This window comes from Streptomyces sp. NPDC051018, assembly GCF_044456085.1.
Taxonomy (GTDB): Bacteria; Actinomycetota; Actinomycetes; order Streptomycetales; family Streptomycetaceae; genus Streptomyces.
Genome location: NZ_JBITFN010000027.1, coordinates 88,456 through 101,489, shown reverse-complemented (window position 1 = coordinate 101,489; position 13,034 = coordinate 88,456). Strand labels below are relative to the sequence as shown.

Here is a 13,034-nt window from a genome sequence, read left to right as displayed (position 1 = left end):
GCACAACCTCAATCTCGCCGGATAGACGAACAGCCGGACGGGCCACCGACCACGTCCACACCCAACCAGAGATCATTTACGGGACAAGCCTTAGGCTGTGCCTATGGCAACAGAGGCACCAGCAGCGTCAGAGGATCTTGTGACGCGGACAGAAGCACGGAGGCAAGAGTCGTCCGCGTCGCTTGATTCCAAGGAGCGCGCGAAGCTCGGTCAGTACTTCACACCAGCCCCCGCTGCGGACTTCATTGCCTCCCTGGCCAGGCTGGAGGGCGCGGATCCGATACGAGTTTTGGACCCCGGGGCCGGAGCCGGTTCTCTCACCGCGTCTGTGGTGACACGGATTCTTCGACTTCGTCCTAGAGCTCGGATTAGTGTCACCGCCTGTGAGATCGACCCCCAACTCCACGGTGCCTTGGCGGCCACGCTTGCAGACTGCGTCAGCACGGCCCAGGCAGTTGGAGGCCATGTCGAGACGAACCTGGTGCAGGATGACTTCATCACGTGGGCCACTCAGGCTGATGGCTTTTTCGCCGAGACACCTGGCCCGTTCGACCTAGTGGTCATGAACCCTCCATACAAGAAGCTCGCTGCTGGCTCGCGCGCACGCAAGGCAGTTACGGCGGCATGCGCGGAGACCTCCAATCTCTACTCGGCGTTCTTGGCCCTCGGCGTTCATCTTCTCGCGCCAGGTGGGCAGCTTGCGGCTATCACGCCTCGCAGTTTTGCTAATGGTCCTTACTTTCGACCGTTCCGAAGGTATTTTCTGGATCACATGCAAATTGACCACATGCATGTCTTCGAAGCCAGAAATAAAGTGTTCGCAGACACGGATGTACTCCAGGAAAACGTGATCTTGTCGGCGACAAGAACGGACTCACCGAGCCGTGCGCCGGTGACGATTTCGACGAGCCGTAGCTACTCAGAAGATGTGCGCAGTCGAGTCGTCCCGTATGAAGAGATGGTTCACCCGGCCGATCCTGAGCATTTTATTCACATCAGTGCCGACGAGGAAAGTGATCAGTTGGCCGCAGCGCATTCGAATCTCCCGTCTACGCTGTCTGGGATCGGCCTTCAAGTTTCGACAGGACGTGTGGTTGACTTTCGAAGCAAAGATCATTTGCGACCCGACCCGGTAGAGGGCTCGGTTCCTCTGATCTACCCTCTCCATATGAGGGAAGGGGGGATTCTCTGGCCTGTTCCTGGTGCGAAAAAGAACAATGCCATCATGCTTAACGGTGATACCAGGAAGATGACATTCCCGGCTGGGAACTATGTCGTCGTTAAGCGTCTCTCCTCCAAGGAGGAGAAGCGTCGAGTGGTCGCCGTTGTGTTTGACTCGGGTGTCACCGAATGTGAGCGGATCGGCTTCGAGAATCATGTGAACGTATTCCATGCCGATGGGCAAGGTTTCTCGAGAGAGGTGGCTCGCGGACTCTGCCTTTGGCTGAATTCTACGTTGCTTGATCGATTCATTCGACGGTTCAGTGGACACACGCAGGTGAATGCCACCGACCTGCGAAACCTCCGTTATCCAAGCCGCGAGCAGCTGTCCAAGATGGGGCAGTGCTGGGACGGTACATGGCCGGATCAGGAAATGCTCGACAAGATTGTTGAGCAGAACATCTAGAATCGGAGTCGACAACTAAATGGCCGAGCAGACAGTCGAAATTTATGAAGAGGGACGCGAGGAAAAGCTCACGGAGGCGCGCCAGCTCCTCCAGCTGCTTGGGTTCGACTCTGAGCGATCCAATGAACGTTCGGCCTACGTCCTTCTAGCCCTTCTTGAGCTCGAGCCGAACCAGGACTGGACGCAAGCCGAGAGGTCAATGCTCCGAACCGTCCAGATTATGCAGTGGCTGCGGGAAGTCTACGAAAAAGATTACGCGGCAAATAGCCGAGAGACCATCCGCAGGTTCACGCTGCATCAGTTTGTCGATGCTGGTCTGGTTGTTTAGAATCCCGACCAGCCAGACCGTCCAGTAAACTCGCCTAAGTGGTGCTATCAGATAGAGCCCGCAGCGTTTGGTCTCATTACATCATTCGGGCAAGAGGGGTTTGATGAGAGGCTCGCGGAGTATCTTGAAGAGCGCCCCGGTCTCCAGGCGATGTACGTGCGTGAGCGTGAAATGAACAGGATTCCGGTTCAGCTCCCCGGGGGCAAGGAGATCGCCCTCAGTCCCGGCGGCCAGAACACCTTGATCGTCCAGATCATTAGAGAGTTCTGTGAGCGTTACACGCCGAGGGGTGAGGTGCTTTATATCGGTGACGCCGATAAAAAGTGGGCCATCTTCGAAGAGGAAGCGCTTGCGCAGCTCGGTGTCACGGTAGACTCACATGGCAAAATGCCGGATGTCGTCGTTTTTCTCCGGGAGAAGAATTGGCTTGTCCTCATCGAGGCGGCGTCCTCTCATGGTCCGGTGGATTCCAAGAGGCACAGGGAGCTCAGTGAGCTCTTCCGGGGGTCAACGGCCGGACTTGTCTTTATCTCTGCGTTGCCGTCACGCGTTGAGTTGCGGAAGTACCTGAAAGAGATTGCCTGGGAGACCGATGTTTGGTGCGCCGACAACCCAACGCATCTGATCCACTTCAACGGGGAACGCTTCCTGGGCCCGTACAACTAGAGCGCTACACGAAGAAAGGGTCCCTCCATCAGAGATGGAGGGACCCTTTCGAGCTAGATTCGGCAACGACCTACTCTCCCACGAGGTCCCCCTCGCAGTACCATCGGCGCTGGCAAGCTTAGCTTCCGGGTTCGAAATGTTGCCGGGCGTTTCCTCGCCGCTTTGGTCACCGAAAATCTGGTGAGCGCCCCCAGGGGAGGCGCTTTCTCCGGATGAGTATACCGGTGCGGGGGGTGCTGAGTGCACTCGGAACCCCTCGAGGGGTTGCACCCGATGCATGCGCGAGAGGCCACGGGGCCGCTGCCACCTGCGTTGACTCTTGCTTCCGGGGCTGGGCGGGGGTGTACCAGGGACTTTCGCGTCTGTCCCAGGGCCGATCCAGGGACTTTCCGCCGTGCAAGCAGGGAAGGCCCTGACAGCGCTGAAAGATACAAAAGCGCTGGTCAGGGCCTACGCCGTCAGCACTCGATGATGTTCACCGCGAGCCCGCCCCGCGCCGTCTCCTTGTACTTCACCGACATGTCGGCGCCCGTGTCCTTCATGGTCTTGATGACCTTGTCGAGGGAGACCAGGTGGCTGCCGTCGCCGCGCATCGCCATCTTCGCGGCGGTGACGGCCTTGACCGCTGCCATGCCGTTGCGTTCGATGCAGGGGATCTGGACGAGGCCGCCGACCGGATCGCAGGTGAGGCCGAGGTTGTGTTCCATACCGATCTCGGCCGCGTTCTCGACCTGCTCGGGGGTGCCGCCCAGGACCTCGGCGAGGGCGCCCGCGGCCATGGAACAGGCGGAGCCGACCTCGCCCTGGCAGCCGACCTCGGCGCCGGAGATGGAGGCGTTCTCCTTGAAGAGCATGCCGATGGCGCCGGCGGCGAGCAGAAAGCGGACGATGCCGTCCTCGTCGGCGCCCGGGACGAAGTTCACGTAGTGGTGCAGGACCGCGGGGATGATGCCGGCCGCGCCGTTGGTGGGGGCGGTGACGACCCGGCCGCCCGCGGCGTTCTCCTCGTTCACGGCCATGGCGTAGAGGGTGATCCACTCCATCGCGCGGGCCGCCGGGTCGCCCTCGGCGCGCAACTGGCGGGCCGAGGTGGCGGCCCGGCGGCGGACCTTGAGGCCGCCGGGGAGGATGCCCTCGCGGGCCATGCCACGGGAGACGCACGCCCGCATGACGCCCCAGATCTCCAGCAGGCCCGTGCGGATCTCGTCCTCGGTGCGCCATGCCTTCTCGTTCTCCAGCATCAGCGCGGAGATGGAGAGCCCGGTCTCCCGGGTGAGCCGCAGCAGCTCGTCGCCCGTGCGGAAGGGGTACTTCAGCGGGGTGTCGTCGAGCTTGATCCGGTCCTCGCCGACGGCGTCCTCGTCGACGACGAAGCCGCCGCCGACGGAGTAGTACGTCTTCTCCAGCACGGTCTCGCCCCTGGGGCCGTACGCGAGGACCGTCATGCCGTTGGCGTGGTACGGCAGGGCCTTGCGGCGGTGGAGCACCAGGTCCTCGTCGGCGTCGAAGCCGATCTCGTGCATGCCGAGGAGGCTCAGCCGGCCGGAGTCCTTGATCCGCTGGACCTGCTCGTCGGCCGTCTCGACGTCGACCGTACGCGGTGAGTTGCCCGCGAGTCCGAGTAGGACGGCCTTGGGGGTGCCGTGGCCGTGACCGGTCGCGCCGAGGGAGCCGTACAACTCGGCCCGTACCGAGACGGTGTGGGCCAGCAGGCCCTCGTTCTTCAGCCTGCGGGCGAACATCCGGGCGGCGCGCATCGGGCCGACGGTATGAGAGCTGGAGGGGCCGATGCCGATCGAGAACAGGTCGAAGACCGAGATGGCCACGTGAACTCCTAAGGAGGCTGGTAGACGCCGTTGTCTGCCGGTGGTGCGGAGGAAGCGGGGTGGTGCGGAAGCGGGCGCGTTACGGAAGCGGGGCGGGGGCTGCGGCGGTCCGGAAACTGCGGGGCGGCGGGGCGGTGGTGCGGACGAGCGGGCGGCCCGGGAGCGGGCCGAGGTGCGCGCGGGGCCACCGCCGCTCGTGAGGCCGGCGTTACGGACGGGGCCGGCGCTACGGGTGGGGGCACCGCGCTCACCGTCCAGTGTGCGCGATGCCCCCGAGCCGTATGCGGTACCCGCGTACGGGCTACAGCCCCGGGTACAGCGGGTGCTTCGCCGCCAGCGCCGACACACGGGCGCGCAGGCCCTCGGCGTCGTACGACGGCTTCAGGACCTCGGCGATGATGTCCGCGACCTCGCGGAAGTCCTCCTGCTGGAAGCCGCGGGTGGCGAGGGCCGGGGTGCCGATCCGCAGGCCCGAGGTCACCATCGGAGGGCGGGGGTCGTTCGGGACGGCGTTGCGGTTGACCGTGATGCCGACCTCGTGGAGGCGGTCCTCGGCCTGCTGGCCGTCCAGCTCGGACGCGCGCAGGTCGACAAGGACCAGGTGCACATCCGTACCGCCGGACAGAACGGACACGCCGTGCCGCGTGACGTCGTCCCGGACCAGGCGCTCGGCCAGGATCCGGGCGCCGTCCAGCGTGCGCTGCTGGCGCTCCTTGAACTCCTCCGTCGCCGCGACCTTGAAGGAGACCGCCTTCGCGGCGATGACATGCTCCAGCGGGCCGCCCTGCTGACCGGGGAAGACCGCGGAGTTGATCTTCTTGGCCAGTTCCTGCGTGCTGAGGATCACTCCGCCGCGGGGGCCGCCCAGGGTCTTGTGCGTGGTCGTGGTCACGACATGGGCATGCGGCACCGGGTTGGGGTGCAGACCCGCCGCGACCAGGCCCGCGAAGTGGGCCATGTCGACCATCAGATACGCGCCGACCTCGTCCGCGATCCGGCGGAAGGCGGCGAAGTCCAGCTGACGCGGGTACGCCGACCAGCCGGCCACGATCAGCTTCGGCCGGGACTCCTTGGCGAGCCGCTCGACCTCGGCCATGTCGACCTGGCCGGTGGCGTCGTCCACGTGGTACGCGACCACGTTGTAGAGCTTGCCGGAGAAGTTGATCTTCATTCCGTGGGTCAGATGCCCGCCGTGCGCGAGATTGAGGCCCATGATCGTGTCGCCCGGCTTCAGCAGCGCGAACATCGCCGCCGCGTTCGCCTGCGCGCCCGAGTGGGGCTGGACGTTCGCGTGCTCGGCGCCGAAGAGGGCCTTGATGCGGTCGATCGCGATCTGCTCGACGACGTCGACGTGCTCACAGCCGCCGTAGTAGCGGCGGCCGGGGTAGCCCTCGGCGTACTTGTTGGTGAGGACCGAGCCCTGGGCCTCCATGACCGCGACCGGAGCGAAGTTCTCCGATGCGATCATCTCAAGGGTGGACTGCTGGCGGTGGAGCTCGGCGTCGACGGCGGCGGCGACGTCCGGGTCCAGCTCATGGAGAGGGGTGTTGAGGAGCGACATCTCTGATCCCTGGGGGTCTGGTGAGGTCAGTTGCTGGAGAATTCCGTGTACTCGTCGGCGGTGAGCAGGTCCTTCGGCTCCTCGCCGACCCGTACCTTGAACAGCCAGCCGCCCTCGAAGGGGGCGGTGTTCACCAGCGACGGATCGTCCACGACGTTCTGGTTGATCTCCGTGACCTCACCGGAGACCGGGGAGTACAGGTCGCTGACGGACTTGGTCGACTCCAGCTCGCCGCAGGTCTCGCCCGCGGTGACCGTGGTGCCTGCCTCGGGGAGCTGGGCGTACACGACGTCACCGAGCGCGTTGGCCGCGAATTCCGTGATCCCGACCGTCGACACGCCGTCCTCGGCGGCCGACAGCCACTCGTGCTCCTTGCTGTAGCGAAGCTGCTGGGGGTTGCTCATGACCTGAATTCTCCTGTACGCGGGAAGTGCGGATGTACGGGCAGGGGGGTGGGGCGCGACGGTGTGCCGAGGGTCACTTCCGGCGGCGGTAGAACGGCAGCGCGACGACCTCGTACGGCTCGTGGGTACCGCGGATGTCCACACCGACACCCCCGGTGCCGGGTGCGGCGTGCGCCGCGTCCACATAGGCGATGGCGATCGGCCTGCCCAGGGTGGGGGAGGGGGCTCCCGAGGTGACCTCGCCGATCACCTCGCCGCCGGCGACGACCTCGTATCCGGCGCGGGGGACCCTGCGGCCCTCGGCGATCAGGCCGACGAGCCTGCGCGGCGGGGCGGTCTCGGCGCGCTTCGCAGCGGTGGCCAGGGCCTCGCGGCCGACGAAGCGGCCGTCGTTGGAGGTCTTCTCGAACTTCACGACCCGGCCGAGACCGGCGTCGAAGGGGGTCAGCGCGGTGGTCAGCTCGTGCCCGTACAGCGGCATGCCCGCCTCCAGGCGCAGCGTGTCCCGGCAGGCCAGACCGCAGGGGACCAGACCGGCGGCCTCACCCGCGGCGGTCAGCGCCCGCCACAGCCCTTCCGCGTGCTCCGGCTGCACGAACAGCTCGAAGCCGTCCTCACCGGTGTAGCCGGTGCGGGCGATCAGGGCCGGGACGCCCGCGACCGTGCCGGGCAGGCCCGCGTAGTACTTCAGGCCGTCCAGATCGGCGTCGGTGACGGACTTCATGATGCCGGGGGACTCGGGGCCCTGGACGGCGATCAGGGCGTAGGCGTCCCGGTCGTCGCGTACCTCGGCGTCGAAGCCGTCGGCACGTTCCGTGAGGGCGTCCAGGACAATCTGGGCGTTGCCGGCGTTGGCGACGACCAGGTACTCGGGGGTTTCGGCGGTGCCGAGGCGGTAGACGATCAGATCGTCGAGGATGCCGCCGTCCTCCCGGCAGATCATGGTGTAGCGGGCACGGCCGGCGCCGACGGTGCCGATGTTCCCCACCAGCGCGTAGTCCAGGAGGGCGGCGGCCTCGGGGCCGCTGACGGTGATCTCGCCCATGTGGGAGAGGTCGAAGAGGCCGGCCCTGGTGCGTACGGCGTGGTGTTCGTCGCGCTCACTGCCGTACCGCAGGGGCATGTCCCAGCCCGCGAAATCGGTCATGGTCGCGCCGAGCGAGCGGTGCAGGGCGTCGAGTGCTGTATGACGGAGAGGGGTGCTCATGGACGGGGCTCCCAGGGCATGGCCGACGAGGACGATGATCCTCCCCATCTGTCATCGGAACCTGAGAGGTTCGTCGCGACCGTACGTACAGGTGGTCGTGACTTGCACCTTGGGTGGAGCCCACGGGAGCGGCTCGCTTTTCAGATCTGCCTCATCACGCGCGGTACGGGGCCTGAGAGATTCAAGGGAGGATCTTGCTCCTTCGGCGTCCGGCCGGGTGGCCGGAACTCTCCCGCGCGGATTCAAGCGGCCGGTATGCAGTTGGCGGGCACATCATTGCACGCATCCCGGCTGAGTGGGGTTCTCGGGCCCGACCGGTTCCGCCGGGGCCGTTCCCGGAACCGGAACCAGGGCCTTCCCCGGAACCGGAACACGGGACCAGACGCTCTTCGGAGGGAAAACGGTTGTGCCGCATTACCATTTCTTTACGCTTCATGGGCAAGGGTTGTGTGAGCTGACATGGGGGAGGGTGTGATGACGTTGCAGCACTCCGGTGCTTACGCGACGACCGCGGGGGTGCCCGCTCAGCCACAGGCGCCTGTCCGGGAGCGGCTGAGGGAGCCCGCGCCGGTTCTGCGTGATCTGAGGGGCCGCTCGGGGCGCAGCCCGCGGCGGGTGATGTTCGGCGCGGGCGATCTCGTGGTGGTGTCCGGGCTGCCCGGCAGCGGCAAGTCCACGCTGATCAAGCGGGCGGCGAGCGGCGGCCGGATCGACTCGCAGGACACCCGGGACCGCTGGGACGCGCGGATGCCGGGGCTTGTGCCGTACGGGGTCTACCGGCCCTTCGTCCGTGTGGCGCACTACGCCGGGCTGCGGCGGGCGCTGCGGTCGGGGGAGAGCGTCGTCGTCCACGACTGCGGGACGCAGGCGTGGGTACGGAGGTGGCTGGCGCGGGAGGCGAGGCGGCGGGGGACGGCGCTGCACCTGGTCCTGCTGGACGTCTCGCCTAAGATCGCGCGCCAGGGGCAGCGGGAGCGGGGGCGGGGTGTGTCGGGGTACGCGTTTGCGCGGCACCGCAGGGCCGCGGGGCGGCTGATCGCGGATGCGGAGGCGGGGAGGCTGCCGGTGGGGTGCGCGTCCGCGGTGCTCCTGGACCGTGACGCGGCCACGGTCCTCACCCGCCTGGGCTTCACCCCTACGTGACGCCCGGGGCGCTGTCGGGGGCACTGCCCCCGAACCCCGGCGCCTCAATCGCCGGCGAGGCTGGTACTCGGAGCCGGACCACCCGCCCCACTCGGCCTCCCGGGACCGGCCGGTGCCTGCGGGCTGGGGTGATGTATCCAGCCCGTCCGGCGTTTGAGGACAGAGGGCCTGCGGGCGGGGCGCCCATCCGAGCCTGTCCGGCGTTGGGGACGGTGGGTGCCTGCGGGCGGGGGCGATCTTTCCAGCCTGTCCGGCGTTTGAGGACGGACCTGTGGCCCGGGCGGCGGGCGGGTGGGATGGAGCCTGGGGTGGAGCGCTGGCGGGGGCCCGGAGTTCAGGGTCTGTGCCGGTGGCCGGGGCGGTGGTGAGCCACATCAGCCTGTCCGGCGTTTGAGGACGGACCTGTGGCCCGGGCGGCGGGCAGGTGGGATGGAGCCCGCGGTGGAGCGCCCGCGAGGGCCCCGACGGACCGGGCCCGGGTCCGCGGCCCGGCCCCCGGTGGGGCGCGGGGTCCCCGTGGACCCCGCATCAGAGGCACCCGCGGACGCTAAGGTCGGCACACGCAGTCGTACCGCGCCCGGCCCCACCGCCGGGGGAGAGGGCAGCAGGATGACCATTCCGGAGCAGGCGCACACGCACCCGTACGGGGAGTGGCCTGTGAACGAGCTCGAAGAGGTGCTCGCCGCATCGCTCGGGAACCCCGCCGCCGGGGCGCGGCTCGTCGAGGTGCTCGGCCGGAGCAGCCTCTGGGTCCCGCTCCCCAACGGCGGGAGCCCCGAGAGCGGGGACCTCGATCTGCCCGCGATGGAGATCGACGGCGGCGCCTACGTCCCCGTGTTCAGCTCCGAGCAGCAGTTCATGGCCTGTGTCGGCGGCCATATGTCCTTCACCATCGCCCCGGCCCGCGAGTTCGCCCGGGGCCTGCCCCCTCAGCTCGGTATCGCCGTGAACCCCGGCGGCACGGTCGGCGCCCCCCTGCCCCCGCCCGCCGTCGCGGAGCTGTGCCGCGCCGGGCGGACACCGCTGGACGGACCGGCGAGCGGCGGACGGGTGCGGATGTTCGAGCCGGACTGGCAGGAGGACCCCGTCGACTTCCTGGCCGCGGCGGCCGGGGAGTTCGAGGAGACCGGTGTCGTGCTCAGCGCCCGCAGGGTACTCGCGTCCGTCGAGGGCGACCCGCCGACACTCTTCGTGGGCGTCCAGCTCTCCTCCCTCGACCCCGACGACCGTGCCGCTCCCCTGGACGCGCTCGGCCGCGCGCTCGGCCGGGTTGCGGCCGCCTGGCCGGTCAACCTCGTCCTCCTGGACGTGGCCCAGGACCCCGTGGCGGACTGGATGCTGGAGAAGGTGAGGCCGTTCTACCGGCGGGAACCCACGGCGTAGGACGGGCCCCGGCGGGCGAGGCCGCCAAGTCGGCGCCGGGACGGCCGATTAAGCTGGTTCCCGGCCCGTGCCGTGCACCGGGGCGGGGCCGGGCCGGGTCTCCCGTCGGCCGGAGGCACGACCACCGCACGCCGGTCGGGGCCGAACCGGACGGATATCGATCCGGCGGGCGGGGAAGACCGGACGGAGAAGACGGCCGACGGACACGACGGTCGGACAGAGGGGCGGGACCAGGGTGAGCGCGTCAGGCACCGCGGCGGCCGGGCAGGTCGAGCACATGCTCCGCCAGGTGACTCCCGGACGCTACGACGCGTACGAGGCATTGCTCAAGGCGCTCGCCGACCCCCCGGGCGGCCAGGTCTGGATGCTGCTCTGGAACGGCCGGGCGGGCTCCCCCGACGCCCAGTACGGGAACATGGAGATCGAGGGCGTCGGTTACGCCCCCTGTGTCACCTCCGCCCAGGAGCTCTCCGTCTCCGGCTGGAACCGCGCCCACGAGGTGGTCAGCGGGGTCGACATCGCCCGCGCCCTCTACCCCGACCGCTGGGGCATCTGGCTGAACCCGCACGCGCCGGGCGGCGGCGTCGGCGTCCCCTGGCCGGATCTGCGGCGAATCGCCACCGGTCTCGACCGGATGCCGGCGGGCCCGCTGCGGCTGTCGGAGCCGGCCATCGAGATCCCGCACTTCTACGCCCTGCTGTCCCAGAACGCCCACCGCACCACCGCCGTCCGCTCCCTGCGGCGCGCCTGGGTGCAGCCCGCGCTGGGCGCTCCGTATCTCGCCATCGGGCTCGATCTGTACGACACGGGCCGGCAGTCCGTCGACACGGTGCGCGCGATGATGCAGCAGTCGATCGCCGCGGTACCGGAGGGGCTGCCGGTCTCGACGGTCGCCATGTCCGACGAGTACGACCCGGTGACGATGTGGCTGCGGGCCAACACCCGCCCGTTCTACGACCGTGACGCCCAGGGCGCGCCGGGCGGCGGCTACGGCTACCCCCCGCCGCAGGGCCGTTGACCCCGCGCCGCGCGCACCGGGAACCGGGCACCGTCGGTACTGGTACTGGTACCCCGCAGCCGACCGCCTGACCGTCGGCCTCTGGCGGCCGGGCGCCGGCCGGACACGTACCGCCCGGCCGCCCCGCGCCCGCCGACGTACCAACATCACCCGGGGATCATCCGCACCGGCATCGCCCTCGGCGGCGGCCGCCGCCGAACCGGCGCTGCTGACCGACCACGCCGCTGACGGACCGCTATCGCCCACGGATCGGCGTCCCGCACGGACCCGCACCGCCCCCCCAGCCGCCGTCCACCCATCGGATCCGGCCAAACCGGGCCACCTGGTGTGCGCTCACCGTGAAGGGCCGCACACCCCGGCTCCGTACTCCGTCACGCTGTACTACACAACTGCCGTCCCGTTTGCACATTTCTGCGGCGCCATGCCCCGCTCATTCCCTGGACGCGATGGTGACCGTATGTCGGACCATCACTCAACTTTCGTCCCTTTCAGGCCAATTGATGATCCGCTGAGTCGGTGATCTCGTCCGGATAACGGAACTCCCTGATGTGCATCACGTTTGAGCAAACATTGCCCATGGGGTCTGGCGGGTGATTGCGGGCCGTTGAAGACTCCCGCTCCAAGAGGCGGCACGCCCCGCGTACGGCCGGGTAACACGTCCTTCCGTACCAACTGCTCCACACGCACCGGATGTTGTGAACGAAGCCGCCACAGCGGCGGGTACGGGCCGGTCACCTCCGGCCGAGAGGGGTCCCCACCACGATGACGGCACCATTGCACGACACCGGCGCGGACGCGGCCGGGACCGCGCCCGGCGACGTCGCGGCGGCTGTAGTCGGGAAGCCGGTCGAGGGGCGTTCGCTGAAGCGGATCGCCTGGACCAGATTGAAGCGGGACAGGCCCGCACTGGCGGGCGGCATCGTTGTCATACTCCTCGTCGTCGTCGCGGTCTTCGCCCCGCTGATCGTCGGTCTGCTCGGTCATCCGCCCGACGAGTTCCACCAGGACAAGATCGATCCGCTGTTCGGCACACCCATCGGCTCCTTCGGCGGCATCAGCTCCGAGCATCTGCTCGGCGTCGAGCCGAACAACGGGCGCGACGTCTTCAGCCGGATCGTCTACGGCGCCCGTATCTCGCTTCTGGTGGCCTTTCTCGCCGCGCTGGTGGCCGTGCTCCTCGGCACCGTCCTCGGCATCGTCGCCGGGTACTTCGGCGGCTGGGTCGACTCGCTCATCAGCCGGGTGATGGACATGCTGCTGGCCTTCCCGCAGCTGCTCTTCATCATCTCGCTGGTCTCGGTGCTCCCCAACGATCTGCTGGGCATGACCGGCACCACTGTCCGGATCGCGATCCTCGTCACCGTGATCGGCTTCTTCGGCTGGCCGTACGTCGGACGGATCGTCCGCGGCCAGACGCTCTCGCTGCGGGAGAAGGAGTACGTCGAGGCCGCCCGCAGCCTGGGCGCCGGACGGCGGTATGTGCTCTTCAAGGAGCTGCTGCCGAACCTGGTCGCCCCCATCACCGTCTACGCCACCCTGATGATCCCCACCAACATCCTCACCGAGGCCGCGCTCAGCTTCCTCGGCGCCGGAGTGAGGCCGCCCACCGCCTCATGGGGACAGATGCTCTCCTCGGCCGTGAAGTCCTACGAGTCCGATCCGACCTTCATGGTCGTGCCCGGTCTTGCGATCTTCCTCACGGTGCTGGCCTTCAACCTCCTCGGGGACGGCGTGCGGGACGCGCTCGACCCCAAGGGCACCCGTTGACCACTCCCGGACCCGCGGCGCAGTCCCGGCCGCGGACAACTGAACCCGCCCCTGCCACAGATGTCAGGCGGCACCCCGATGGTCTCCCGGCACCGAGCAGGGAC

At 68.1% G+C, this 13,034-nt stretch carries 10 protein-coding genes, 1 rRNA gene, 1 pseudogene and 1 riboswitch; of the genes and pseudogenes, 7 read left to right on the top strand and 5 right to left on the bottom strand.

Annotated elements, in window-relative coordinates; all coding sequences use genetic code 11:
• The first annotated feature begins 103 nt into the window (after positions 1 to 103).
• The 3 genes and pseudogenes from ACIBCM_RS31890 to ACIBCM_RS31880 all read left to right on the top strand — a co-directional run bounded on the left by ACIBCM_RS31890 (position 104) and on the right by ACIBCM_RS31880 (position 2,621).
• A complete protein-coding gene (locus ACIBCM_RS31890) occupies positions 104 to 1,627 on the top strand; it encodes an Eco57I restriction-modification methylase domain-containing protein (RefSeq protein ID WP_399249361.1) in 1,524 nt (507 codons plus the stop codon).
• A gap of 19 nt (positions 1,628 to 1,646) precedes the next feature.
• A pseudogene (locus tag ACIBCM_RS31885) lies at positions 1,647 to 2,087 on the top strand (restriction endonuclease); the annotation flags it as partial.
• A 39-nt stretch (positions 2,088 to 2,126) separates the two neighbouring features.
• A complete protein-coding gene (locus ACIBCM_RS31880; RefSeq protein WP_399249373.1) occupies positions 2,127 to 2,621 on the top strand; it encodes a BsuBI/PstI family type II restriction endonuclease in 495 nt (164 codons plus the stop codon).
• Between the two features lie 57 nt (positions 2,622 to 2,678).
• On the opposite strand, the gene rrf is transcribed toward ACIBCM_RS31880, so the two are convergent.
• The 5 genes from rrf to gcvT form a co-directional block, all read right to left on the bottom strand.
• Positions 2,679 to 2,795: ribosomal RNA gene (rrf, locus tag ACIBCM_RS31875) — 5S ribosomal RNA — on the bottom strand.
• A gap of 284 nt (positions 2,796 to 3,079) precedes the next feature.
• Positions 3,080 to 4,447 (bottom strand): L-serine ammonia-lyase, encoded by a 1,368-nt coding sequence (locus tag ACIBCM_RS31870; protein WP_399249359.1) that lies wholly within the window; start codon positions 4,445 to 4,447, stop codon positions 3,080 to 3,082.
• Positions 4,448 to 4,748: 301 nt separating this feature from the next.
• Positions 4,749 to 6,008, bottom strand: coding sequence for a serine hydroxymethyltransferase (glyA, locus tag ACIBCM_RS31865; protein WP_399249357.1), 1,260 nt, complete (start codon positions 6,006 to 6,008; stop codon positions 4,749 to 4,751).
• Between the two features lie 26 nt (positions 6,009 to 6,034).
• Complete coding sequence (gene gcvH / locus ACIBCM_RS31860) at positions 6,035 to 6,412, bottom strand: glycine cleavage system protein GcvH (RefSeq protein ID WP_399249355.1); 378 nt, start codon at positions 6,410 to 6,412, stop codon at positions 6,035 to 6,037.
• A gap of 73 nt (positions 6,413 to 6,485) precedes the next feature.
• Positions 6,486 to 7,619, bottom strand: a complete 1,134-nt coding sequence (gcvT, locus tag ACIBCM_RS31855; protein ID WP_399249353.1) for a glycine cleavage system aminomethyltransferase GcvT — start codon at positions 7,617 to 7,619, stop codon at positions 6,486 to 6,488.
• Between the two features lie 151 nt (positions 7,620 to 7,770).
• Positions 7,771 to 7,864: riboswitch (glycine riboswitch) on the bottom strand.
• A 229-nt stretch (positions 7,865 to 8,093) separates the two neighbouring features.
• On the opposite strand from gcvT, the gene ACIBCM_RS31850 reads away from it, so the two are divergent.
• From ACIBCM_RS31850 to ACIBCM_RS31835, 4 genes are all read left to right on the top strand, one after another.
• Entirely contained in the window at positions 8,094 to 8,762 is a 669-nt protein-coding gene (locus ACIBCM_RS31850; RefSeq protein WP_399249351.1) for an AAA family ATPase, read from the top strand.
• 609 nt (positions 8,763 to 9,371) lie between these two features.
• On the top strand, positions 9,372 to 10,145 hold the full coding sequence (locus ACIBCM_RS31845; protein WP_399249349.1) for an enhanced serine sensitivity protein SseB: 774 nt from the start codon (positions 9,372 to 9,374) through the stop codon (positions 10,143 to 10,145).
• Positions 10,146 to 10,380: 235 nt separating this feature from the next.
• A complete protein-coding gene (locus ACIBCM_RS31840; RefSeq protein ID WP_399249347.1) occupies positions 10,381 to 11,163 on the top strand; it encodes an enhanced serine sensitivity protein SseB C-terminal domain-containing protein in 783 nt (260 codons plus the stop codon).
• A gap of 762 nt (positions 11,164 to 11,925) precedes the next feature.
• Positions 11,926 to 12,930, top strand: a complete 1,005-nt coding sequence (locus ACIBCM_RS31835) for an ABC transporter permease (protein WP_399249345.1) — start codon at positions 11,926 to 11,928, stop codon at positions 12,928 to 12,930.
• Positions 12,931 to 13,034 lie beyond the last annotated feature (104 nt).

Bases quoted from the DNA above. Each gene is read 5' to 3' on its own strand.
- gcvH (WP_399249355.1), bottom strand. From the start codon at position 6,412: ATGAGCAACCCCCAGCAGCTTCGCTACAGCAAGGAGCACGAGTGGCTG.
- ACIBCM_RS31890 (WP_399249361.1), top strand. From the start codon at position 104: ATGGCAACAGAGGCACCAGCAGCGTCAGAGGATCTTGTGACGCGGACA.
- ACIBCM_RS31850 (WP_399249351.1), top strand. From the start codon at position 8,094: ATGACGTTGCAGCACTCCGGTGCTTACGCGACGACCGCGGGGGTGCCC.
- ACIBCM_RS31845 (WP_399249349.1), top strand. From the start codon at position 9,372: ATGACCATTCCGGAGCAGGCGCACACGCACCCGTACGGGGAGTGGCCT.
- glyA (WP_399249357.1), bottom strand. From the start codon at position 6,008: ATGTCGCTCCTCAACACCCCTCTCCATGAGCTGGACCCGGACGTCGCC.
- gcvT (WP_399249353.1), bottom strand. From the start codon at position 7,619: ATGAGCACCCCTCTCCGTCATACAGCACTCGACGCCCTGCACCGCTCG.
- ACIBCM_RS31880 (WP_399249373.1), top strand. From the start codon at position 2,127: ATGAACAGGATTCCGGTTCAGCTCCCCGGGGGCAAGGAGATCGCCCTC.
- ACIBCM_RS31835 (WP_399249345.1), top strand. From the start codon at position 11,926: ATGACGGCACCATTGCACGACACCGGCGCGGACGCGGCCGGGACCGCG.